The organism is Synechococcus sp. R55.8 (genome assembly GCF_047461895.1).
GTDB lineage: Bacteria > Cyanobacteriota > Cyanobacteriia > Thermostichales > Thermostichaceae > Thermostichus.
Genome location: NZ_JANSIB010000032.1, coordinates 1 through 24,026, shown reverse-complemented (window position 1 = coordinate 24,026; position 24,026 = coordinate 1). Strand labels below are relative to the sequence as shown.

The 24,026-nt window shown below is 58.7% G+C and carries 21 protein-coding genes; 7 read left to right on the top strand and 14 right to left on the bottom strand.

Annotation, left to right across the window (positions count from 1 at the left end):
• Positions 1-246: 246 nt before the first annotated feature.
• The gene (locus tag NW829_RS05010; RefSeq protein WP_414344451.1) at positions 247-2,463 is read right to left on the bottom strand and encodes an NAD-binding protein; all 2,217 of its coding nucleotides are present in this window, start codon (positions 2,461-2,463) and stop codon (positions 247-249) included.
• Between the two features lie 432 nt (positions 2,464-2,895).
• Here NW829_RS05010 and NW829_RS05005 point away from each other — a divergent pair, with 432 nt between their 5' ends.
• From NW829_RS05005 to NW829_RS04995, 3 genes are all read left to right on the top strand, one after another.
• Positions 2,896-3,948, top strand: coding sequence for a Fe(3+) ABC transporter substrate-binding protein (locus NW829_RS05005; RefSeq protein ID WP_414416572.1), 1,053 nt, complete (start codon positions 2,896-2,898; stop codon positions 3,946-3,948).
• Positions 3,949-4,121: 173 nt separating this feature from the next.
• Positions 4,122-5,390 carry an esterase-like activity of phytase family protein gene (locus NW829_RS05000; RefSeq protein WP_414349842.1) on the top strand — a complete coding sequence of 423 codons (1,269 nt, stop codon included), beginning with the start codon at positions 4,122-4,124 and terminating at the stop codon, positions 5,388-5,390.
• Between the two features lie 93 nt (positions 5,391-5,483).
• On the top strand, positions 5,484-7,184 hold the full coding sequence (locus tag NW829_RS04995; RefSeq protein WP_414416571.1) for an ABC transporter permease: 1,701 nt from the start codon (positions 5,484-5,486) through the stop codon (positions 7,182-7,184).
• A gap of 5 nt (positions 7,185-7,189) precedes the next feature.
• Here NW829_RS04995 and NW829_RS04990 read toward each other — a convergent pair whose 3' ends face one another.
• The 8 genes from NW829_RS04990 to NW829_RS04955 all read right to left on the bottom strand — a co-directional run bounded on the left by NW829_RS04990 (position 7,190) and on the right by NW829_RS04955 (position 13,127).
• Positions 7,190-8,134: a F0F1 ATP synthase subunit gamma gene (locus tag NW829_RS04990; protein ID WP_414330493.1), complete on the bottom strand. Its 945-nt coding sequence runs from the start codon at positions 8,132-8,134 to the stop codon at positions 7,190-7,192.
• Between the two features lie 61 nt (positions 8,135-8,195).
• Positions 8,196-9,716: a F0F1 ATP synthase subunit alpha gene (atpA, locus tag NW829_RS04985; RefSeq protein ID WP_011434218.1), complete on the bottom strand. Its 1,521-nt coding sequence runs from the start codon at positions 9,714-9,716 to the stop codon at positions 8,196-8,198.
• 43 nt (positions 9,717-9,759) lie between these two features.
• On the bottom strand, positions 9,760-10,308 hold the full coding sequence (atpH, locus tag NW829_RS04980; protein ID WP_414416570.1) for an ATP synthase F1 subunit delta: 549 nt from the start codon (positions 10,306-10,308) through the stop codon (positions 9,760-9,762).
• A 20-nt stretch (positions 10,309-10,328) separates the two neighbouring features.
• Positions 10,329-10,892 carry a F0F1 ATP synthase subunit B gene (locus NW829_RS04975; RefSeq protein ID WP_414416569.1) on the bottom strand — a complete coding sequence of 188 codons (564 nt, stop codon included), beginning with the start codon at positions 10,890-10,892 and terminating at the stop codon, positions 10,329-10,331.
• Positions 10,893-10,927: 35 nt separating this feature from the next.
• On the bottom strand, positions 10,928-11,401 hold the full coding sequence (locus NW829_RS04970; protein WP_414349846.1) for a F0F1 ATP synthase subunit B': 474 nt from the start codon (positions 11,399-11,401) through the stop codon (positions 10,928-10,930).
• A gap of 102 nt (positions 11,402-11,503) precedes the next feature.
• Entirely contained in the window at positions 11,504-11,749 is a 246-nt protein-coding gene (atpE, locus tag NW829_RS04965; RefSeq protein WP_235280127.1) for an ATP synthase F0 subunit C, read from the bottom strand.
• A gap of 221 nt (positions 11,750-11,970) precedes the next feature.
• The gene (atpB, locus tag NW829_RS04960) at positions 11,971-12,717 is read right to left on the bottom strand and encodes a F0F1 ATP synthase subunit A (RefSeq protein ID WP_414330483.1); all 747 of its coding nucleotides are present in this window, start codon (positions 12,715-12,717) and stop codon (positions 11,971-11,973) included.
• A 5-nt stretch (positions 12,718-12,722) separates the two neighbouring features.
• Positions 12,723-13,127, bottom strand: a complete 405-nt coding sequence (locus NW829_RS04955) for a hypothetical protein (protein ID WP_238376806.1) — start codon at positions 13,125-13,127, stop codon at positions 12,723-12,725.
• 517 nt (positions 13,128-13,644) lie between these two features.
• Between NW829_RS04955 and NW829_RS04950 the strand changes: the two genes are divergently transcribed.
• Positions 13,645-14,232, top strand: a complete 588-nt coding sequence (locus NW829_RS04950; protein ID WP_011434226.1) for a DUF3177 family protein — start codon at positions 13,645-13,647, stop codon at positions 14,230-14,232.
• Positions 14,229-14,543, top strand: a complete 315-nt coding sequence (locus tag NW829_RS04945; RefSeq protein WP_414330481.1) for a hypothetical protein — start codon at positions 14,229-14,231, stop codon at positions 14,541-14,543. Before NW829_RS04950 ends, NW829_RS04945 begins: the two co-directional genes overlap by 4 nt.
• Before the next feature lie 14 nt (positions 14,544-14,557).
• Here NW829_RS04945 and gpmI read toward each other — a convergent pair whose 3' ends face one another.
• From gpmI to mnmE, 4 genes are all read right to left on the bottom strand, one after another.
• Positions 14,558-16,150 (bottom strand): 2,3-bisphosphoglycerate-independent phosphoglycerate mutase, encoded by a 1,593-nt coding sequence (gene gpmI, locus NW829_RS04940; RefSeq protein WP_414375362.1) that lies wholly within the window; start codon positions 16,148-16,150, stop codon positions 14,558-14,560.
• Positions 16,151-16,365: 215 nt separating this feature from the next.
• The gene (locus tag NW829_RS04935) at positions 16,366-16,884 is read right to left on the bottom strand and encodes a tetratricopeptide repeat protein (RefSeq protein WP_011434229.1); all 519 of its coding nucleotides are present in this window, start codon (positions 16,882-16,884) and stop codon (positions 16,366-16,368) included.
• 39 nt (positions 16,885-16,923) lie between these two features.
• Positions 16,924-17,424, bottom strand: a complete 501-nt coding sequence (dps, locus tag NW829_RS04930; protein WP_414416568.1) for a DNA starvation/stationary phase protection protein Dps — start codon at positions 17,422-17,424, stop codon at positions 16,924-16,926.
• Positions 17,425-17,523: 99 nt separating this feature from the next.
• Positions 17,524-18,903: a tRNA uridine-5-carboxymethylaminomethyl(34) synthesis GTPase MnmE gene (mnmE, locus tag NW829_RS04925; RefSeq protein ID WP_414416567.1), complete on the bottom strand. Its 1,380-nt coding sequence runs from the start codon at positions 18,901-18,903 to the stop codon at positions 17,524-17,526.
• Positions 18,904-19,053: 150 nt separating this feature from the next.
• On the opposite strand from mnmE, the gene glgP reads away from it, so the two are divergent.
• Positions 19,054-21,654 carry an alpha-glucan family phosphorylase gene (gene glgP, locus NW829_RS04920; RefSeq protein WP_414416566.1) on the top strand — a complete coding sequence of 867 codons (2,601 nt, stop codon included), beginning with the start codon at positions 19,054-19,056 and terminating at the stop codon, positions 21,652-21,654.
• Positions 21,655-22,066: 412 nt separating this feature from the next.
• A complete protein-coding gene (locus tag NW829_RS04915; RefSeq protein ID WP_414416565.1) occupies positions 22,067-23,128 on the top strand; it encodes a tetratricopeptide repeat protein in 1,062 nt (353 codons plus the stop codon).
• Here NW829_RS04915 and NW829_RS04910 read toward each other — a convergent pair.
• The gene (locus NW829_RS04910) at positions 23,125-23,934 is read right to left on the bottom strand and encodes a response regulator transcription factor (protein WP_414416564.1); all 810 of its coding nucleotides are present in this window, start codon (positions 23,932-23,934) and stop codon (positions 23,125-23,127) included. The genes NW829_RS04915 and NW829_RS04910 overlap by 4 nt on opposite strands.
• Between the last annotated feature and the right edge of the window lie 92 nt (positions 23,935-24,026).

Genomic DNA, 24,026 nt, shown 5'->3' with positions numbered 1-24,026 from the left:
GGCTTGGCCAAAAGCCTCCAAAGTCGCGTCCAATTTGGCGGCCTGCGACTGGGACGCCTTGAGCTTGCAGGATACGGTCAGGACTTGGGTCATGGTTCTATTGTGACTTCCGCATTCCTCCCGGCACTGACCCTACGGGTACAGTGCGGGGCTCCTGCGATTTCTAGCTGAATGTCCAACTGCCCATAACGAGATGTTTTGGACTACGGAGTGCAGAATAGACCAATAAACAGAACAGTGTCCAAATCAATTCAGATTACTCTCGCTATTTTCGTTCATGGCTGCAGGGATCCAATGGGCAGGCTGCGCCTGGGCAAACACCTGCACTTCAGTGCTCATTTTGCGCAGTTGGCGGGCTAACTTGATTGCCTTGTCGCGGGGAAGGGGTGGGCTCACCACCGCCGGCAGACAGCCCAATAGGGGTTTCAGGGCCGTTTTGGGCAGGCGTGCGTAGAACGATAAAGCCGAGAGGATCTCCTCTTCAAAATAGGGGTTGCGATACTCTAGGAGGCGCACCTGATACAGCTCTGGGGGAAGAGGCCGTCCTTGGGTTAAGCGAATCAGGGATTCCACCGTTCCCATCACATAGAGTTGATCGCCTTCTTTCAACAGGGTCTTGCCCTCTTTTTGCCAGATCTTGGGAAAAACACAGGGTTTCCCCGGTCGGGAGCGATGCAGCAAGATCACCAGGTCATAGTCCTGGGCCAGTTGGCGCAAGGATAGCCCCAGGTAGTGGCAATCGGCCGAGACCTCCAGCAGCGTCACCAGCAGAGTTTCCCCTTGCCAAGCCAGAGTGCCGTAGACGGATCCCACCAGTGCTGCTGTGGCAAAAGCCCGTGCCCCCAACCCGGTAGCACTGTAGCTGATCCCCAGCGTCTGCATGTGGCGCTGCATCCGAGCGGCCAATTCGGGATCGGTAACCCGCAAAATGGTGCGGATCCCCGGTTGCAGGCTGTGGGCCGTCAGGGCCGTCTCCAGGTTGGTGAGATCGTCAGGGGTGGTGCAGATCAGGCAGCGGCTGCCTTGAATGCGAGCCTGCTGCAGCGTGCTTGCCAGGGCATAATCCCCACGAACCACCACCGCTCCCTCCCGTTCCGCTGCCTCCAAGAGAGGGTTCTCGCTATTGGGATCCACCACCACCACCTCGTAGCCCATCTGCCGCAACAACTGCAGCACCAAATAGCTCAGCCGCCCCAACCCTGCGATCACCACATGATCCTCTTTGGGCATACGGGCAGCCCGACCCAAGCCAAAGCGACTGCTCACCAATTTGTCGGTCACCAAGCCGTAAATCAACCCCACCAGGGCAGCCCCCACCAAGGTCATCATCACCGCCAGCACCTTCACCCCCAGCGGTGTTTCCGGCTGTTGAAAAGCCTCAATATCCCCGTAGCCCCCTGTCAGCACCACGATCGTCAGCAAAAGCCCATCGATGAGGGGTTTGCCGATCATCCTGAAGTTGATCACCCCCAGCACCAGCATGGCCCCCAAGGTGAAGGTGAGGGTGCGCACGATGGGCTTGACCTGTAGGAGTCCCTGCACTCCTCTGCGCAGCCAAGACCCAAGGGATCCCCGCCCCAACGACCTGCCTTGCCGTTGTTGTCGCTTGTCCTGCATCTGGCCGCTGGCCCAGCGCTGTGCCCGTGAGGAGCCCCGTCGCCCGTTGCGTTCCAACAGTTGCAGGTAGGCTCTGGGATCGCAAATGACCAAAACGCGATCCCCCTCCAGCAGCTCTGCCTCGTGGTCAAAGTCGTCGAAAACTCGCTGTTTGGAAAAGTTAGAAAGCCCATCCACCGGGTAATGAAACAGCACCCGCGCCCCAAAAGTTTCCTCCAGCTCCGAGAGGGGCATATGCAGCAGGCGGGAGTTGTATCCGATGGTCAGCTCTACCACGTTCCAGAGGGTGGTCTCTCGGTCTGAGACAAAGTAAGCCGGATCTGCCAGCTCTGGCGGAAGCGTGGCCGGCTGGGCTTCCAGCTGGGGCAGCTCAAAGTAGCCAACAAATTCGTCGGAAACAGCCTTAAGGGCAAAAGCCGGGGCAGCCAAAGCCGCCACCGATAGGGAAAAATGCTGCGGCAAAGCCGAGTCGAGATAGCGGGCAAGGCTGTGGTTGAACAGACGGGAGACGACACGCACCTGTGGATTGAGATCTCGAATCAGCAAAGCCAGCTCGAAATTGGCTTGGTCGCTGTCCTCCAGGAGCAGCGCCACCCTAATCCGCTCGATCCCAGCCCGCTGCAACACCCCCGGCTGGCGGGGATCCGCCTGTAGGTATTGCCACTGCTCTTCCAAATGAGGGGGCAGATCGGGAGCAACTACTACAGCGCGATGTCCAAAAGCTTCTAGGGCTTGGAGAGTGAGCTCCACCAAATCGTTGTAGCCGCAGACCAGGATAGAGACACCTGGATCCCTGCTATTCTCTTGCACCTGCGCCTGAGGTAGTCCAGAAAGGGAGCTCACCATAGCTCTGTCATTTACCCTGCTCCCGTTATACCCGAAGCCCTTCCAGCTTTTGCGGGTGTTGTCAATACTGCTCCGCGGGGCTCCGGCCACAGACCGATTGCTCAACAAGATCGGCAAGATCGGCTGGGTCGCCGGCCATCTCGAGTGCTGTCGAGAACAAGGGGAAGTTGGCCAGTTCCATCCCAAAGGGTGAGAGATGAGAAAAACTTCTAAGAGCTTGACCCGGTACTTGAGATCCTCTATCATTGCCCCAAGGCGAGGTTCTTGAATAAAAGTCTCAATAAAGCTGGCCTAAGATGAGGGTCAACAGAGTGAGATTTGCGAGAACCGCCTTTGTCCTTTGGACGTAGCTTTCAGGTTTTTTCTCAGAGAGAGGCATGGCCAGCTTGGCCGGTGGAGCTGTGTCTCTTGAGATGTTTTTGAACTTAGGAGTTGGGTATGCGCTTATCGCGACGGCAATTTGTCAGTGGAGCCACGCTAGGTTCTGCGGCTCTGGCAGCAGGGTCTCTTCTGCGTCCGGCCCATGGCGCCAATCGGGAAGTGAACCTCTACACCTCGCGGCACTACGGCACAGACGAGAAATTGTACGAACTTTTCCAGCAGAAAACGGGCATTACCGTGAATTGGGTGCAGGGCAACGCCGATGAGATCGTCCAGCGCATCCGCAGCGAGGGATCCAACAGCCCCGCCGACATCTTCATGACGGTGGATATTGCCCGGTTGTGGCGCGCTCAGAACGAGGGCTTGTTTCAACCCATCCAGTCGGAGACGCTCTCCAAAAATATTCCCGAGTCTCTGCGGGATCCAGAGGGGTACTGGTTTGGCCTCACCAAGCGGGCGCGGGTGATCATGTACAACAAAGACAAGGTGGATCCCAACGAGCTGTCTACCTACGAAGATCTGGCCAACCCCAAGTGGCGGGGCAAGGTGCTCACCCGCTCCTCCAGCAACGTTTACAGCCAATCCTTGACGGCTTCGATCATCTTGGCCCACGGGATCCCGGAAACGGAGCAATGGGCCCGGGGCTTGGTGGCCAACTTTGCCCGTCCGCCGGAAGGGGGAGACACGGATCAGATCAAGGCCGTGGCCGCCGGGGTGGGAGACGTGGCTTTGGCCAACACCTACTATTTGCCGCGTTTGATCAAATCCGACAATCCAGAAGAGCGCGCCGTAGCCGAGAAAATCGGCGTCTTCTTCCCCAACCAGCAGGATCGCGGCACCCACGTCAACATCAGCGGGGCCGGCATTCTGAAAACAGCTCCCAACAAAGACGCGGCCATCCAATTTTTGGAGTTTCTCTCCGGGCCAGAGGCGCAGGCCATTTTTGCCCAGAGCAACAATGAGTACCCGGTACTGCCCGGGGCTGAGATCGACTCGGTGGTGGCCAGCTTTGGCACCTTTAAGGAAGATACGATCAACGCCGCCAGCATTGGCCGCGTCACCCCTGATGCCCTAAAGGTAATGGATCGGGCCGGTTGGAAGTAGATCAGGCCTCCAGGACAGGCCCTGAGTGCAGCCTTTCATTGCTTGACGCCGTGAACGTTAAGCAGCTTGACGGTTCTTGGCCAAGCGTCGATACTCTAGGACGGCGTTGCTTCCGTTCGAGGCCGCTCAGGCGTCCTGTCTTTCTTTTTCAAAAGCTTCTGGAGGTTTGCCAAATGAAACAACTGCGAACAGCAAGCTTGTTCTTGCTCCTGCTTTCTTTAACTTCTTTCTACACCAATAGCCCGGCAAAGGCAATTGAAAACCTTCCCGAAAAGGCTCCTGTTCCAAAGCGGGATCTGCTTTTGACCACAGAAAACGGCGTCAAAATCTACAATGGTGGGTTTGGCTCTGGCCTTGCCTTTGATGGCCAATATTTTTATGTGCTCACCGATCGCGGTCCCAATATTGATGGAGCTGAGTCAAACGACAAGATTTTCCCTAAGCCAGACTTTACCCCTCAAGTTGCCAGATTGTCTTTGGACGGCAAGGGCTTCAAGTTGGACAGGGTCATCCTGCTGCAAGACGAGACAGGCAAAAATCTCACCGGGATCCCCAATCCATCTGGCTCGGGGGGAACGGGAGAGAATGCCTACGATCTCAGCGGCAAGCAGCTTGCGCCGGATCCCAAAGGTATCGATCCAGAGGGGATCGCGGTGGCCAAAGATGGAAGCTTTTGGGTTGCCGACGAATACGGACCTCACTTGATCCATTTTGATTCCAATGGCAAGGCCATCGAGTGGCTAAATCCTTTTGGAAGTGGAGTTGGCGGCAAAAAGCTTCCAGAAGTTTACAAAAATCGGCGCCCCAATCGCGGCATGGAGGGGCTAACTCTGACGCCCGATCAGAAATACTTGGTCGGCATCATGCAGTCTCCGCTTTTGAACCCCAACAAAGATGTTCAAAAGACCGCAACTGTTTGCAGGATACTCTTCTATGAACTGGCCACGGGCAAGTTCAAAGAATACCTCTATCCTTTAGAGGGAACTGGCACCGCTGTTAGCGAAATTGTCGCCATTACCGACACAACCTTCCTGGTTCTCGAACGGGATGGCAAAACGCCGGGAGAGGACAAAGAGGTTACGAAGAAGATCTACAAAATCGATACTGCCGCTGCCACGGATGTCTTTGATCCTGGTCCAAATGGCCTGCTGGTTAACGGCAAGACTCTGGAGCAGTTAACCCAAGAGGAAATCATTGCAGCGGGGATCAAGCCCGTTTCCAAAGAAGAAGTATTTGACATTATGTCGATCCCCAATTATCCCCACGACAAGCCCGAGGGGTTGGCCATTCTCAACTCAACTACCCTAGCGATAGTTAACGACGACGACTTTGGCATCGTCTCGGAAAAGGGCGCGGCTCAAGAAAAAACTATGCCTTACCTTGGTAACAAGCAAGACGAGAACATCGTTTATTTCGTTAAGCTGCCCAAGAGCTTGTTTTGAGAGAAAACTTGGTTGGGGATCCCTGGAGGATCCCCTTTTCTTCCCCAGGAGTTGCTCAAGAGGTAGCTCCCGCCTGTTGAGATGGACAAAGAGATGAGGTTGAAGTTGTTGAGCAAATCTCTGCCGGGAAGTGGCTTCTTTCCTCTGAACGGCTGGGCGCTTCTGACTCTGACCCTCAGCGGTCTCATTCTCGTTCCTGTCCTTACGGTGTTGCTCAGCCTTTTTGCGGACGAGCGGCAGGTTTGGGAGCACCTGGCCGATACGGTCTTGGGGCTTTATGTGCGCAATAGCCTGGTGATGATGGCAGGGGTGGCGGCGGGGGTCATCCTGGTGGGCAGTGGCACTGCCTGGCTGGTGACCATGTGTCAGTTTTGGGGGCGGGCCTGGCTGGAGTGGATGTTGGTGCTGCCCCTGGCGGCCCCCACCTATGTGTTGGCCTACGCCTACACCGATTTTTTGCAGGTAACCGGCGGTTTCCAGATCTGGCTGCGGCGGGTAACAGGTTGGGGGATCGGCGACTACTGGTTCCCTAACATTCGCTCGTTGTGGGGGGCGATCCTGCTGCTGATCCTCACCCTCTATCCCTATGTTTACCTCTCGGCCCGGCTGGCCTTTCAGGAGCAATCGGTGGCCTGCTTAGAGGTAAGCCGCTCCTTGGGCTACGGGCCTTGGGCCAGCTTTTTCAAGGTGGCTTTGCCGCTGGCCCGACCGGGGATCGTGGCCGGCTGTCTGCTGGCCTTGATGGAGACCCTCAACGATTTCGGCACCGTCAGCTATTTCGGGGTAGACACCTTCACCACAGGCATCTACCGCACCTGGACGGCCCTGGGCAATCCGGTGGCGGCGGCTCAGCTTTCGGCGCTGCTGTTGCTGCTGGTGTTGCTGCTGATAACGATGGAGCAGGTCTCCCGCCGGCGGGCGCGCTACTATCGCCAAGGGTTCAAACCCACCCCAACCCGTTACCGCCTACAAGGGATCCGGGCGGTGGGGGCTTGGCTAGCCTGTGGGATCCCGATTGGGCTGGGCTTCGTCGTGCCGGCCTTGATCCTGCTCCACATGACCCTGCGGCAGGGGGAGTTGGGTCGCCGCTTTTGGAGCTACGCCCAGAACAGCTTTTGGCTATCCACCATCACGGCTATCATTGCTGTTTCCGTGTCGGTGGTGGTGCTTTACGGGCTGCGCATGCAGGGGCTAGGACGGGCGGGATCCCCGTGGGGCCTGCGGCTGGCAGTGCAGTTGTCTTCTCTGGGCTATGCGCTGCCTGGGGTGGTGATTGCAGTGGGGGTTCTGATTCCCCTAGGGTGGTTGGATCAACTGCTGAGCTACCTGCGGCAGGTGGTGCTGCAACAGCCACCTGGCCTGGTGATCAGTGGCACCCTCACGGCTTTGGTGTTCGGCTACCTGGTGCGGTTTTTGGCCGTGGCTTTGGCCACCGTCGAGGCCACGCTGCTGCGCATTCCCCCCAGTTTGGATGAAGCGGCCCGCAGCCTGGGACAGGGATCCCTGGGCACCCTGTGGCAGGTGCATTTGCCCTTGATGAGGGGTGGCCTCTTGGGGGCTATGCTGCTGGTATTTGTGGATGTGATGAAGGAGCTGCCGGCCACGATGGTGCTGCGGCCCTTCAACTTCGACACCTTGGCGGTGCAGACCTACCGTTTGGCAGCCGATGAGCGTCTGGCGGAAGCAGGGGCACCGGCCTTGGCCATTGTCTTGGTGGGGATCTTGCCGGTGGTTCTGCTCAACTCCCAGATGGCGCGACAACGCAACCTCGGCTCCTCAGGGGATCTCCTTTGAGAACCCTACAAGGCCTCCGCTCCGGCCACCACCTCCAGGATCTCCTGGGTAATAGCCGCCTGGCGAGCTTTGTTGTAGGCAAGACCCAGCGTGCGAATGAGCTCGCTGGCATTGTCGCTGGCGTTGTTCATGGCCGTCATGCGAGCTGCCAATTCGCTGGCCGCCGCCTCCTGCAAGGCCCGTAGCAACTGGTTGTTCAGGTACAGCGGCAGCAGTGCATCCAAAATCTGCACGGGATCCTGCTCAAAGATCATGTCCTGAGGTGGGGCCGAGACCGCTGCGATGACTTTGCTGCGCTCGACAGTAAACTCTCCGCCCCGCACCAAAAGACGAAAAATTTCATCGTCTTGAGTGGCCAACCGCGACGGATCGAGGGGCAACAGGGATTGCACCACCGGACGGGAGCTGATCAAAGAGACAAAGCGGGTATAGAGCAGCTCTACCTTGTCCACCTTCTCCGACAAGAAGGCCGAGAGGAGCTGATCCCCAATCTGGGCAGCCTCAGCCGCCGTGGGGATCTGCGACAAATTCACGTAGGTCTTGGCGATGGGAGCGGAGCGCCGCTGGAAATACTGCACCGCCTTGCGGCCCACCAGGTAAAGCTGCACCTGCTGCCCTGTCTCCTGCAGCTCGCGAACCCGCTCCTCGGTGCGCTTAATCACGTTGGCGTTGTAGGCTCCGCACAAGCCCCGATCCCCGGCCACCACCAACAGCCCTACCGTCTGAATGGGCCGCTGCTTCAGCAGAGGCAAGTTGACATCTTCCAGTCGCAGCCGAGTTTGCAGCCGATAGAAAACCTGGGCCAGTCGGTCGGCGAAGGGACGGGTGGCCATCACTTGCTCTTGGGCGCGCCGCACTCGGGCTGCTGCCACCAGCCGCATGGCCTCGGTGATTTTGCGGGTGTTTTTGACCGCTTTGATGCGATCGCGGATGCGCTTGAGGTTTGCCATAACCTACTCCCTCTATTTTGGTGGTCGACAGGGATCCGGGCCAGGAGAGATCCGCGTCACCCTAGGCCGCCTTGGCCACGAAGCTCTGCTTGAACTCTGTGATGGCCGTTTTCAAGATTTCTTCTGCCTCGTCGGTGAGTTGCTTGGTGGAGAGGACGATCTCGCCATACTTGGGATGGGTGGTGCCCAGGTAAGCCAAAAGGCCCTGTTTGAAGCTGGAGACCTTCTCCACCGGAATGTCATCCAAATAGCCTCGCGTCCCCGCATAGATAATGGCCACCTGCTGATCCAGAGACAGGGGAGAGTACTGTGGCTGCTTCAGCAACTCCTGCAGCCGTTGGCCGCGGGCCAGTTGCTTTTGGGTAGCCTCATCCAGGTCAGAGGCAAATTGGGCAAAGGCCTCCAGATCGCGGTATTGCGCCAGTTCCACCTTGATGGAGCCAGCCACCTTTTTCATCGCCTTGGTCTGAGCTGCCGAGCCGACGCGGCTGACGGAAATCCCGACGTTGATGGCCGGGCGGATGCCAGCGTTGAACAGATCCGATTCCAAGAAGATCTGCCCATCGGTGATGGAGATAACATTGGTGGGAATGTAGGCCGACACGTCATTGGCCTGGGTTTCCACGATCGGCAGTGCCGTCATGGATCCCTCTCCCAGTTGGCTGCTCAGCTTGGCGGCTCGCTCCAATAGCCGCGAGTGCAGGTAGAACACATCCCCAGGATAAGCTTCCCGACCGGGTGGACGGCGCAGCAGCAGCGACATTTGCCGATAGGCCACCGCCTGCTTGGAGAGATCGTCATAGACCACCAGGGTGTGTTTGCCCTGGTACATGAAGTATTCAGCAATGGTGGCGCCACAGTAGGGGGCCAGCCACTGCAACGGGGCCGGGCTATCGGCGCCGGCAGCCACCACAATGCTGTAGTCCATAGCCCCTCGCTCGGTCAGGATGCCCACCACCTGGGCGATGGTGCTCTGCTTCTGACCAATGGCCACGTAAATGCAGATCACATCCTGCCCTTTTTGGTTCAGGATTGTGTCCACAGCAACGGTGGTCTTGCCGGTTTGGCGGTCGCCGATGATCAGTTCCCGCTGCCCCCGCCCGATGGGGATCAGGGCATCGATGGCGGTAATGCCGGTTTGCAGGGGCTCGTACACAGAGCGGCGATCGACAATGCCAGGTGCCGGAGATTCGATCAGGCGAGACTCCGTACACTGGATCGGGCCTTTGCCGTCGAGGGGGTTGCACAGGGGATCCACCACGCGGCCCAAGAGGGCTTCCCCCACCGGGATGCTGGCAATCTTGCCCGTGGATTTGACGGTGGATCCCTCTTGGATATTCCGCCCGGAGCCGATCAGCACGGCACCGATGTTGTCTTCTTCCAGGTTGAGGGCAATACCGGTGGTGCCATCCTCAAATTCCAGCAGCTCGCTGGCCATCACCTTATCCAAACCGTAGATGCGGGCAATGCCATCCCCCACCTGCAGAACTGTCCCCACATTGGAGACCTGCATCTCCTGGTTGTACTGCTCGATCTGCTGTTTGATGATGGTGCTAATCTCGTCTGGGCGAATGGTAGGCATAGCAGTCCTCTCAAGTAATGGGAAGGGATCCTCAAAAACCAACTTAGGCCAACTGCAAGGCAAGCCGGCGCAACTGTCCACGCAAGCTGAGGTCGATCACCTGGGATCCAATCTTGATGACCACCCCTCCCAGCAGCTCCGGATCCTGAGTGGCTTGCAACTCCACACCGCTGGCCTGGGTGAAGTCCATCACCCGCTCGCGAATTGACTGCTGCTGAGCTTCCGTCAAGGGTATCGCCGTCGTCACCTCGGCCAGGACGATGTTCTGGAGCTTCCGCTGCAGATCCAAAAAGCGCCGGCAAACAGTCCCGAGAAACATGATACGGCGGCGGTCGGTCAACAACTTCAGCGCATTCAGCAGCAGAGGGTGGATCTGATCGGCAAATACTTGCTGCAGCAGGTTCTTTTTGGCCTCGGCCTTGATCACCGGGTTGGCGAGAAACTGGCCCAGCTCCGGCGTAGACCGCAAAACCTCGGCAATAAAGCGCATATCGGCGGCAAAAGTGTCCAGCAATCCCTGGCCTGACCCAAGAGCAATGAGAGCCTCGGCATAGGGATCCACCACCTTCTCAGCCATTGTGCTGCTGATCATACCTTTCTCCTCCTTGAGAGCTAGCGGGCAATCATTTGGATCCCTCTCTCGATCAAGCTGCGGTGAACCTCTTCGTTGAGGTGCTGCGGCAGCTCCTGCTCCACCTTGCTCAAGGCTTGGCGAACGATCTGCCGACGCAACTCCTGAAAAACCCGCTCCTGCTCGCTGGACAACTCTTTCTCGGCATTGGCCCGCAGCCGCTCAACTTCCCGCTCCGCCTGCTCCAACAACTCTTGCCGACGGGCTTCGGCGTTGGCTTCCGCCTGCTTGCGGATACGTTCAGCCTCCTGCTGAGCCTGGGCCAGCTTTTGCTGCTCCTCCGCCAGCCTCTCGATGGCTTCCCGCTTGCGCTGCTCCGCCTGCCGCAGTTCTTCTAGGATCCCCTCCCGCCGCTTGGCCAGGGCTTCTCCCACCACTTTGCGACCCAAGATAAACAGCAAGGTGAGAATGATCGCGATGTTGATCAGGTTGCTCTCGAGAATCTTGGCCAAGAGATCCCCCTCTCCTGCCTTGGCTTCTGGGAGTAGCTCCGTGGTCTCGGCCACAGCCAAGATCCAACCGGCCACCCAACTCCACACAGGCATCGCAAGCTCCTCCAAAAGTACTTCCAACCAGCGATCTAACGAGCACTGCCCAACAGTTTCTGGGTAATCTGGGCGGCAATGGCATCCACCTGCTGCTGCAGCTGTTCGAGGGCTGCCTGCTTCTCTTGCTCGACCTGTAGCCGCGCCGCCTCCAGCTTCTGCTGGATCTCTGCCTGCACAGCAGCCAGTTTCTCGGAACGAATGCGAGCAGCTGCAGCCTCTGCCTCAGCGATCACCTGCTGGGCTTGCAAGCGGGCCTGGCTGATCTCAGACTCATACTGTCGGGTCAACGACACCGCCTTGTCCAACCGCTCTTGGGCTTCCGCTTGAGTGGTGCGGATGTAGTCGCTGCGGCTGTCGATAGCCCGCGTAACCGGCTCATAGAAGAGGGAGTTGAGCACTGCCACCAACAGCAAAAACTGAATGGCAATCAGGGGCAGGGTGGCATCCAGATCGAAAAGACCACCTTTTTCAGCCGCTTCAACAGCCAATAGAGTTTGGAAGAGCATGGGTGTTATGACCCCAACAGAAACTTAGGTCTACCGTCAGGCCGGGTTGGGGGGCGGATATGGCTCACCTCGGCCATCGCTGCGGCCCGCCCCCGTAGGACACTAGGCGAAGGGGTTGGCAAACAAGAGCACCAAAGCCACCACCAAGCCGTAGATGGTCAGAGCTTCCATGAAGGCCAGGCTAACCAGCAGGTTGCCGCGGATCTTGTCTTCCGCCTCAGGTTGGCGGGCCACCCCTTCCATCGCAGCAGCAGCGGCGTTCCCCTGTCCGATCCCAGGACCCAGGGATCCCAGACCAATGGCCAGAGCAGCAGCCAGAACAGAAGCAGCAGAGGTTAACGGATCCATAGTGAGATGCTCCTTGGTGATTGACACAACAACAACGTCTCTTGAGCTTCAGAGGTGATCGGGTCTGATACACTACAGCCTCAAATCACTCCCTTGTCGGCGGCTTTCAGAACCAATCTGTCAGCCCCAACAAACCTTACCAAAAGAAGGGATCCCTTGCGCTGACCCATTTGAGATGATCCTCCCGAAAAGGTTCAAGATGGATCGACCGACCAGCGGGATCAATCGTGGTGATCCCCTCCTCCATGACCTTCCAGCGCCTCTCCAATGTAAGCTGCCGAGAGGGTTGAGAAGATCAAAGCCTGAATCGCCCCCGTAAACAGAAACAAAATCATCACCGGCACGGGGATAAACAAGGGCACCAGCAACACCAACACCGCAATCACCAGCTCTTCTGCCAGGATGTTGCCGAATAGACGGAAACTCAGGGAAAGGGGCTTGGTGAAATCTTCTAAAACGTTGATGGGCAGCAGAATCGGGGTAGGCTCGATGTACTTTTTGAAGTAAGACAGCCCCCGCTTGCTGATGCCGGCCACGAAATACATGATGCTGGTGAGCAGCGCCAACCCGGCAGTGGTGTTGATGTCGTTGGTGGGGGAGGCCAACTCCCCTTCCGGCAGGGGAATTAACTTCCAGGGGAAGAGGTTGCCCATCCAGTTGGAGACGAAGATGAACAGGAACAAGGTGCCGACATAGGGTACCCAGGGCCGGAAGTTTTTCTCGCCAATCTGGGCACGGGCAATGCTCTGCACAAATTCCAGGGCATACTCGACAAAGTTTTGCAGACCAGCCGGCTCCCGCTGCAGTTGACGGGTGCCCAAGATAACCACCGTCAAGATCAGGGCAATGGCGATCCAGCTGGCGATCAAAACCTGCCCGTGAACCGTGAATTTGCCCAGGTGCCAGTAAAGGTGATGGCCGACCTCGAGTTCTGCCAAAAGAGGAGGAGAGGAGAAGGACAGGTTCATGGGCATCACACAGAAGAAGATGAACGGGTCAAGGTCTGGACAAGATGAATGAGCAGGGTGACCTTGTAGGTCATGAACCCCAGGAAAATGGGCAATATCTGTAAAGACTTCACCTGAGTGGCTAAAACGATCAGCCCGACAAACAGAGCCAAACGCGTCACCCCCAAACGGTTGCGGCTTTTGCCCAGCTCCGCTACGCCGCGGCCCAGCATGCGCAGATAAACCACGCCAACAACCGCCCCCAGCAAGTAGTTGGCAGCTACCCCCAGAGAGTAAACCAGGGCCACTCCCACGGCAATGGCCAGACTTACCCCCAAGGTAACCAGCACCAGCCACAGCTGCAGCGCTTCATAGCTCCCGCTGCCAGCAACTGCTGCCCCCCTAGCTCCACCCTTCACCTTCCTCGCCAAATCGGGCTTCCCCAGGGCAAGGGGTGGCTCTGACGCAACTGGATCCCCTGTCTCTTCCTCCCGCTTCGGAGAAGGAGGTGCATTCTCCAAGGGAGGCAGTGGTCTGGGCTTCCACTGGGTCGCCTTCCAACGGGTAGAACTGTGAGAGAGGAGTCTGGAAGAACGGGCCATGGTTTCGAGGTCATGCCTCTCAAGGTTTGACCTTAACCCAAGATAACACGATTAAGTAACAATACTTAATGAGATTAAGTTGGGCCAAGGTCTGAAGGAGACTCCGCTGGTCGCTCAGACAGGCAGCTGGCCTTCCGAACGACAGGGATACTCCTCTGAGGAGCTAGCTAAGAATCTACCACTTTCGGGGATCGGTAGCGGCAAAATGGAAAACTTTCTGAAAGCTGTCTGGTGTAAAGTTTTGCTGGGGATGGTCAGCAGGCGTTAACATTCCGTAACTCTCTGTGTCCCGTCCTGGATCCCCCAGGTTTCATATACTAAGGGGCAGGAGTGGCAGAGGGTGAGGATGACTCCCCAGAGTTGGCTGGTGGATGCAATCTGGCTGGACTACCGCTTGGCAGTGGCGCTGACGGTGGTGATGCCATTGCTGCTGCTGATTTGGGCTTTTGCGGTGGGGTTGCGGCCCTTGATTCAGCTATTGATCGTTTATTGGCGGGTATCGAGCCTCTTGGCGGTGACGGTGTACCTGATGATTGGGGGCCTGCCCGTCAGCTTTCTCAGTGGAGCAATGGCGCGGCTGTTGATCTTGGTTTGTCTTTGGTTTTGGCGGGACTGGAGTGCTGCTCTCGAGCAGTCGAGAACCTGGGCGGCGCGAGCCTTTTTGCTCTGGCGGTGGGGCCTGACTGGTTATATGGGGGCCGGGATCCTCTTTTCGGGGGCCTTTGTGCCCTGTGCTTTCCGCACTTCTCTGCCAGAGGAGTGCCGGGCTTGGTTTGGGCCACCGCTGGGGTTTCGGGAGATCTTCCATCCCAATGTATCGCCGGAGCTGCTGGGGAGCGTGGGGGCCTGGGGGCTGGTGGCCTACCTGCTCTACAGCCTCTACTTTGTCTGGCGGCTGCGACCCGGAACTGATAAGGGGGAACTGGAAGCATGAGGGCCCTGCCTTGGCCCTTGGCCTTGGAGCGCTACAGCCAAGACCACCCGCAAGAGGTGCTGCGGGTGGAGGTGGAAAGCGAGGGAGAGTCTGATCTGGTGCTGATCTACCGCGGCTACAGCAGCTCCTTGCGCCGACCCACTCCCCCCGATCCCGAAGCGGCGGTGATCCCTCCCCAGGCCCGCTTTTTGCAGTTGGAGCGCTTGGCTGCCCCCTATCACCCCGATCGCTCACGGGTTCTGGCTGTCTATCGCAACTGGGGAGAGCTAACAGCATGGCTGGCCCAAGAAGGGATCCCAGTGACGGAGTAAGGGATCCCTGGCACCTACCGCCCCACAGGACTGGGTTGCCGCTGGAGGATGGTGTATTCTGCCGGCTGCAAAAGCGAACGTCCTGTCATTTCGGGGGGCTGAGGCAGGCCCAAGATCTCCAGCAGGGTGGGGGCCACATCAGCCAAAGTGCCGTTGGAGCGCAACTTGACATCGCCGCCACAGCCGGGGATTTTGCGCCTTTCCCCCTCCACCAGAATGCAGGGAACGGGGTTGGTGGTGTGGGCCGTCCAGGGGTTGCCGTTCTCATCCCACATCAGCTCTGCATTGCCATGATCCGCCAGGATCAAAGTAGTGCCTCCCGCATCTACCACTGCCGCCAGCAGCCGGCCCAAACAGCGATCCACCGTTTCCAGGGCGCGGATGGTGGCTTCGTAGTTGCCAGTGTGACCTACCATGTCGGGGTTGGCATAGTTGAGCACCACCAGGCCGTATTCGCGGCGGGCGATGGCCTCTATCGCCTTGTCGGTCACTTCCACTGCCGACATCTCCGGCGCCTGGTCGTAGGTGGTCACCAGCGGGCTTTGCACCAGGATGCGATCTTCGCCGGGGAAGGGCTGCTCAATGCCGCCGTTGAAGAAGTAGGTGACATGGGCGTATTTTTCCGTCTCAGCAATGCGCAATTGCTTGAGGCCGGCCTCGCTCACCACTTGGCCCAGCAGGTGATTCAGGTTCTGGGGCTTGAACAGCACCTGCACCGGCAGATCCGCCTCGTACTGAGTCATGGTGATGAAGGTGAGAGCCGGCAGCAAGGGGCGTTGAAAACCCGAAAAGTCTGGGCAGACAAAGGCTTGGGTAAGTTGGCGGGCGCGATCTGGGCGGAAGTTGAAGAAAAGCACCGCATCTCCCGGCTGCACAGCCCCCGGAGCCAGGCGGGTGGGCGGGATGAACTCGTCTGTGAGATCCTGGGCATAGAAAGCTTCCATCACCTCCGCGGCGCTTTGTCCACGGCCAGGGCCGTCTTGGGTCATGATCTCGTAGGCCTTTTGGGTGCGCTCCCAACGGCGATCCCGATCCATCGCGTAGTAGCGTCCGCTCAGGGTGGCGATGACGCCATTGCCCAGCCATTGCAGCTCTTTTTCCAGGGCGGCCAGAACCCTGGCACCATCGCGGGGCAAGGTGTCGCGGCCATCGGTGATGGCGTGGACATAGGCCGGAATCTCAGCCTGGGCCGCCAGCTTGAGCAACCCATAGAGATGGTCGATGTGGGAGTGAACCCCCCCCTCGGAGCAAAGGCCAACGAAGTGAAAACGGCCCCCTCGCTCTCTGAGCTGGCGACAAACTTGCATCAACAAGGGATCCTGGAAGAGGGATCCTGTCTCTATCGCGTCGCTGATGCGCACCAATTCCTGCGGCACCACCCGCCCTGCCCCCAAGGTCAGGTGCCCGACTTCAGAGTTGCCCATCTGTCCTGCCGGCAGGCCCACGGCCCGACCCGAAGCTTGCAGCAGGGTGTGGGGATAGGCAGCCCAAAGGCTATCCAGGACAGGGGTTTCCGCAGCCAGCACCGCGTTGCCATCGAGAGCATCCCGATAACCCCAGCCATCCAGGATCACCAAAACCACAGGTGCTACCGATTGCGAATCCATGAAATGGCCTCTCATTTTATTTAAGACATAATACCAGCCCAGGCAACACGATACCGGATCTTACATTTGCACTCAAGATTTCAGTATTATCAATCTTCTTTTGAGAGGATAAGGAAGTGCCTGCACAGGCAGGATGGAGTCTTTAGAGCCAACTCCTATGGACAACTGTGCTGCGGTCAAGAGTATTTCTGCGGATGAAATTGCAGATGGGATCCTCAGGGGCTGGGCTGCAACCGTTTGCGCAGAGACTCCGAGCGCCGCTTAGCAATGGCATTTCGGGGATCCAACTTCAGGGCAGTTTCGTAAGCTTCCAAGCTTGGGCCATAGAGATTTTTCTTCTCATAGGCATGGGCCAGATTGTTCCAAGCAGTTACATAACCGGGATCCGCAGCCACGGCATCCTTGTAGTAACGGATGGCCAAGTCGTACTGCCCCTGGCTGAAGTAGGCAAAACCGAGGGCGTTGCAGACGGGGGGAATGTTCTCCCCGGCCACTTCTAGGGCTTTTTTAAGCTGGGCAACCGCCTGGTCGTAGAGGCCTTTTTGCAAATAGACGCTGCCCAACTCGTAGTGCTCCTGCGGGGATCCCTTGCCTTTGCTCAGGCGGGGCTGCAGCTCACGGATGACCTTTTCCTGGGCCCGTACCCGCAGCACCTCCCGCAGGACAAAGAAGCCCGCCACGCCGAGGATACTGGCCAGAGCCACCAAATACAGGAGGGGAACGTTAACGCCCATTTTGCTTGATCCACTTGCCTGTGACTGGCCTCGCTGGCGTCACGCCTGCAGGTGAGCCTCGATGAACCAAAGATCTTTGTCAATCTGGCGCGAGATCTCGGTGAACAGGTCTGCTGTGTCGGCATCCCCCAGTTCGGTGGTGCGGTCAATGTTGCGGCGGACGGAAGCTGCATATTGAGCGTAACGGGCTGCCAAAGCCTGCAGGTGATCCCGACCCTCTTCAGCGGCCAGATCGTACTCCGGCAAGGTGGAGGTTTGGGCAACGATGCGAGCCGTGCCGCGGGCGATGCCCCCCAGCGCCGTAACCCGTTCCGCCAGCATGTCCACGTAGTTTTCCAGGGTGCCGGCGAAGGTGTCGAACATCTCGTGCAAGGCGATGAAGTGCATGCCTTTAACGTTCCAGTGGGCCTGTTTCACCTGCGTCTTCAGATCCAACGTGTCTGCCAAGGACTGGTTGAGCAGCTCCACCAGTTGCGCGCGAGCCTCTGCTGGCAAATCGATCTGGGTGGGGTAGAGACGGGTTTTCTCGGCGGTAACCATGGCCAACCTCCTAACTGTGTTTCCATTATCGGGGATCCGCTTCGGCTTCCCAACTGAGCCCATAGTAACACAAACTCAAAATGAGTATGAGTTAGGGGGCTACTTACCAATGCAGAAGCGGCTGAAAATCTGATCCAGCACTGATTCCGAGATCTCCTCGCCGGTGATCTGGCCAAGGGCATGCAGGGCGCCCCGTAGGTCGATGCTCCAAAAGTCCAGGGGGAGCTGAGCTTGGATGGCCTGCCCCACCTGTTCCAGGCTGGCTTGGGCTTGTTGGAGGGCAGCAGCCTGCCGCTGGTTCAGGCTTATCTCCAGATTGGGCTGGGGACGTCCCTGGGTGACGAGCTGCTCCAGGGCTCTTTCCAGCTCCGGGATCCCTTTCCCTTGGGCGGCAACGGCGGGGACGCGGTGGGCAATTTCGGGGGGGAGGGGGATCCGCTCTGGCGGGGCGAGGTCGGTTTTGTTGATCACCAGGATGAGGGGGCGATGGCGGACAGACTCATAGATGGCGGCGTCGGCAGCCGTCCAGCCCGCTTGGGCGTCGATGACCAGCACCAGCACATCGGCAGCCTGGGCTAGGCGTTGGGAGCGCTCCACCCCCAGCCGTTCCACCGGATCTTCGGTGGCGCGGATGCCGGCAGTGTCCAGCAGTTGAACGGGGATCCCTTTTACCACCAGGTGGGATTCCACCACGTCGCGGGTGGTGCCGGGCAGATCGGTGACGATGGCCCGATCCTGTCCTGACCAAGCATTGAGCAGGCTGGACTTGCCCACATTGGGCCTCCCGACAATGGCCACCTTCACCCCGGTGCGCAGCAGTTGTCCCCGTTCTGCCGTGGCCAGCAGGGCTTGCATCTGGGCTTGAATAGCTTGGAGCCGGGCCTGCCAAGCGGCAACATCCAAGGGGGGCAGATCCTCTTCAAAGTCGAGGCGAGCCTCAATTTCTGCCAACAAACCCAGCAGCTCCTGGCGCAGGGCGCGAATGGATCCCCCTAACTTACCCTGCAAGCCTGCTAGGGCCATCCGGGCCGCCTGAGGGGAGCGGGCCGCCACCAGATCGGCCACACTCTCGGCCTGGGTGAGGTCAATGCGGCCATTCAGAAAAGCGCGCAGGCTAAACTCCCCCGGCTGAGCCAGCCGCGCCCCCTGCCGCAGGCATTGTTGCAACGTGGCCTGAACCACCATGATGCCACCGTGGCAATGCAGCTCTGTCACATCTTCGCGGGTGTAAGAACGGGGGGCCTGCATCCAAACGGCCAGCGCTTCGTCTAGGATTTGGCCTTTCTCATCGTGGATCCAGCCGTAGAGGAGCCGATGGCTCTCCCAGACTGCGTTGCGGCGGGCAGGGGTAAAGATGGCTTGGACAATGGGAAGGGCTCGTGACCCGGAAAGGCGCACAATCCCCACGCTGCCCTGTTCAGGCACTACCGCAGTGGCAATGGCAGCGATCGTATCGGCCAGGGGCGCAGTCGGATCCATCCCAAATAGAGCCCTGAGGGAGTTCGAGCAGCCGTTGGATTACAGCTCGGCATCCACTGGATTACAAATCGACATTCAAGTTAAAAAGCCACGCCCTCAGGCTGAGGGCAAGGTAGCCTGACAGTGGAAACAACGCTCCTCCCAGTCTTTATGAAGCCGCTACGCACGTTTAAGGTCACTCCCTACCTGCCTACTCCGCTGGAAAGTCTGCGCTTGTTGGCTTACAACCTGCATTTTAGTTGGAACGTAGAAACCCGCAGCCTATTCCGGCGCATGGATCCCGATCTGTGGGATGCCTGTGCCCACAACCCGGTGGCTCTTCTGGGTCGGATCCGGCAGGAACGGCTGGATGAATTGGCGGAGGATCCCGGCTTTTTGGCCCAGTTGGAACGGGCCAGCCAACAACTGCAGAGCTACCTGCAGGAGGACACTTGGTATCGCAAGTATCGTTCGGCCCAAGCGGTGGAAGGGGAGTGCTACGCTTATTTTTCGGCAGAGTTTGGTTTGGCGGATTGTCTACCCCTCTACTCAGGCGGCTTGGGGGTTTTGGCCGGGGATCACCTCAAGGCGGCCAGCGACCTGGGCTTGCCCCTGGTGGGTGTGGGCTTGCTCTACCAAAAGGGGTATTTCCGCCAGTACCTCAACCCCGACGGCTGGCAGCAGGAACGCTACCCAGTTAACGATTTCTTTAACATGCCCCTGGAGCTGCAGAGAGATGCGGAGGGCCGCGAAATTCGCATTGAGGTGGATTATCCCAACCGCAAGGTGTTCGCCCGCATTTGGAAGGTGACGGTGGGGAGGGTGCCCCTCTATCTTCTGGACACCAACATCGAGCCCAACAGCCAGTACGACCAAGACATCACCGATGAGCTGTACGGTGGCGACCAAGATCTGCGCATCCACCAGGAGATCATGCTGGGGATCGGCGGCGTGCGGGCTTTGCGCGCCCTTGGCATCCATCCCACCGTCTACCACATGAACGAAGGGCACTCGGCCTTTTTGGCAGTAGAGCGGATTCGCCTGTTGATGGTGGAGCAGGGGCTGAGCTTTGAAGAGGCCTGGCAGGTGGCCAAGTCCAGCCAGATGTTTACCACCCACACGCCGGTGCCCGCCGGGATCGACCTATTCCCGCCCGACAAGATCGATTACTACCTCGGCTTCTACTACAGCCAGATGGGCCTGAGCCGGGAGCGCTTTTTGGCTTTGGGACGGGAAAATACCGGCGACTTCCAATCTCCCTTCAGCATGGCAGTGCTGGCCATCAACATGGCCTCTTTTGTGAACGGTGTGAGCAAGCTGCATGGGGCGGTTTCCCGCAAGATGTTCAGCCGGCTGTGGCCTGGGATCCCGCTGGAAGAAGTGCCGATTACTTCCATCACCAACGGGGTACATGTCCGCACCTGGGTGGGGGAGGAGAACCAAGCCCTCTACGACCGCTACCTGGGGCCGGATTGGGCAGAGGCTCCTCCTTCGGATCCCCTCTGGCAAAAGGTGGATCGGATTCCGGATGGGGAATTGTGGCGGGCCCACGAGCGCAGCCGCTCCCGCCTGATTAACTTTACCCGCGAGCGCTTGATGGAACAGCTCCAGAAACGGGCTGCCTCAGCGGCTGAGATCCAACGGGCCTCTGAGGCCCTCAACCCGGAGGTGCTTACCATTGGGTTTGCCCGCCGCTTTGCCACCTACAAGCGGGCCACCCTTTTGTTCCACAACCTGGAACGGCTCAAGGCTTTGCTCAACCATCCTCAGTACCCGATGCAGTTTATCTTTGCCGGCAAGGCCCACCCCCGCGACATACCCGGCAAAGAGCTGATCCGCCAGATCGTGCAGGTGTCGCGGCAGCCGGAGTTTCGCCAGCGCTTGGTTTTCATTGAGGACTACGACATGTATGTCACCAGCTTGATGGTGGCCGGGGTGGATGTGTGGCTGAACAACCCCTTGCGCCCCCGGGAGGCCAGCGGCACCAGTGGCATGAAGGCGGCAGCCAACGGTGGACAGAACCTCAGTATTTTGGACGGCTGGTGGGACGAGGCTGACTATTACCAGACCGGCTGGCCCATTGGCCGCGGTGAGGAGTATGAGGATCGCGCCTATCAAGATGAGGTGGAGTCGAATGCCCTCTACGACCTGCTGGAACAAGAGGTTGCCCCTCTCTTCTACCAGCGCGGCAGCGATGGCCTACCCCACCAGTGGATCCAGCGCATGAAGCAGGCGATTCGCCTCAATTGCCCCCAGTTCAGCACGCAGCGCATGGTGTTGGAGTACGTCCAGCGAGCCTACATTCCTCTCAGCAACTACTTCGACCGCATGCGCCGTGACCACTTCGAGTCAGCCCGCCAGTTCGTTCGTTGGCAAAACCACCTGCAGGAGCATTGGTACAACATCCAGGTTCTCAACGTCCAGATCGAAACCCCGAAGAAAGCTGCCGCTGCCGGCCTTGCCTTGGCACAGGATGACCAAGTGGTGATGGCCAGGGATCCCCTCACCGTGACGGTGGAAGTGCGGCTGGGATCCCTGCGACCTCAGGATGTGATCGTGCAAGCTTACCAGGGGCCGGTCAATGATGAGGGCCAGATTCAGAAAGGACAGGCAATCTCCCTGCGCTATGTGGAGACGGTGGAGGATCGGGCCATCTTCTCCGGCCAGATTTGCTATGAGGCCAGCGGCTTGCAAGGGTTAGCCATCCGCTTGCTGCCCTTTCACCCCGATATGCACGATCCCTATGAGCTGCGGTTGATGCTCTGGGCGTGACATACTCCCATCACTGACCCTACGGGTACAGTGTGGGCTTCTCGCTTCATCGGGGAGCCTACGCAAGAACCCTCTGCGAGCAGACACGGGATGTCCCACCGCGTAGCTGCACCAGATTCCGGCAAAGCCGTTTTGTGCAACTACTCTCATCATACACCATGTGGGGGTCTCTGTATCCCGACACTGACGCTACGGGTACAGTGCGGGGCTTAGCTACCCCCACACCCCCACAAGCTAAAGGGTTGGGAGGAGCACGGGGATCCCCTTTCTACTCTTGATCCAAGTGAGCTACGGGAGCTTTTTGGGCTTGAGCTGTTCGGCGTTTTTCGCTGCCAAATCGGGCAGAATCAGAGAGAAGCTCGCGAGCAGATTAAAAAAACAGGATACGCTCGTAACAGCGGTGCAGAGCAGTATGTTCAGAGCCCACGACTCTGCCGGTTTGCGCCTTTTGATTGCGGTTGCCCTGTTGCTGGGGAGCATGGCCAGCTGGCGGCAGGATCGTCTTTTGGCAGTGATGGGCCTGGTGGGTGCAGCCGCCATCTCTGCCTTTACCCGTCCGGCCATCTTGGCCTACAACCGTGGTCGAGAACGGTGGCTGAACCGGGATTTGCTGGGGGCTATTGAACAGCTCAGCTTGGCTCTGCAACGGGATCCCTGCCTGGCCAACGCCTACATTTTGCGGGGAGAAGCCTACTTTGCCCTCGGCCAAGTTCCCCAGGCCCTGGAGGATTTCGGCCAGGCGATCCGGTTGGCCCCGCGGCGACCAGAACCCTATTTTTATCGCGGGCTGATTCGTCAATCTCAGGGGGATCTCCAGGGAGCAACGGCGGAGTTTGCTGAGCTGGTGCGCCTACACCCCAATGTCCCCCACCACCTCAGCTTGGCCAACCTGCTCATGCAACAGGGATCCCTGCCTTTGGCCCTAGCTCATCTGGATGAAGCCATTCGCTTGGATCCCACCTCAGCGCTTGCCCATTCCCAGCGGGCCCGTTTACACAGCTACCTGGGCACCTGGGAGGCGGCTTTGTCCGATTGGTCGCAGGCTATTGACTGGGATCCCAGCCCAGCCCACTACTACCAGCGGGGGGTGACCTACGCCTGTGGTGATTACTTTGACGAGGCCATTGCCGACCTCAGCCGCAGCCTAGAAATAGAACCCCAACAGCCCAACGTTCTCTACATCAGGGGCAACCTTCTCTATGCGCTGGGGGAGATCAAAGCTGCTTTGGACGACTACGAGCGGGCCTTTCGCCTGGAAGCGGACATGAACCGCATCGACCTCTCCGACGAGTATGGGTTGTACGGACGAGGGCTGGCCTACTGGAATATGGGGGATAAAGCGACAGCTTTTTCGGATTTGCAGGCAGCTCTGCAGGTCAGCCGCCAACATCACAACCTGGCTCTGGAGCAGCGGGTGCGCCGGTCTCTGCTGCAACTGAGCGATCCCGACTGGGATCCTGCGCAATCTGCCTAGCGGGATTTGATTGATTGATTTGCAGGTGCCTCCCCTGACGCTGCGACTCCACGACGCTGCCGCTGAGGCCCAGATCCTGAATCGCCTGCAGCGGCTGACAGAGTTTTCTGTTCCTGAAGCAGCGGGGGGTTGAGGCCAAAGCAGTAGCCGACATTGCGCACTGTGTGGATCAAGCTGGGCTGGCGCGGATCCCGTTCCAGCTTTTTGCGCAACGAGAGGATGTGGGTATCGACGGTGCGAGGGTTATCGGTGGAATCCGGCCACGCTCGCTCCAGCAGCTCTAGACGAGAGACGGGATCCCCATCCGCCTGCACCAGCACCATCAGCAGGCTAAACTCCTGAGGCGTGAGGTCGATCCCTTCCCCAGCCAAGGCGACGCGCCGTTGCACCAGGTCAATTTTGAGATCCCCGTACTGCAGAAAGGTAGGGGGGATATGACGCTGTCGCCGCCGAGCCAAGGCTAGAAGGTGGGCATCCAGCAGTTGCATACTAAAGGGCTTGGTGAGGTAATCGTCCGCTCCTGCTTCTAGGCCGGCGATAATGTCCGCTTCGGATCCCCGGTGGGAGAGTAGCAAAATCAGCAGATCGTACTGGCGATGGGCCCACCGGCACAATTGCAGCCCGCCGCGGTTGGACAGCTCCGCATCCAAAATCAGCAGGTGAATGGGCTGCTGTTGCAGCAGAGTCTTTGCTTGGCGAAGGGTCTCTGCTTCCCAAACTTGGTGTCCGGCCTGTTGCAAATGCCAACACAGCAAGCTGCGCAGATGAGGGTTGCCTTCTGCCAGCAAGATGTGCAAGGGTTGCATGGCTGTTCGGTTGGGATCCCGCCCACATCATAGTGCTCCGCACCGCTGACGCGACAGTGCTATGCCTCCGGCACCCTACCGGGAACCGCACC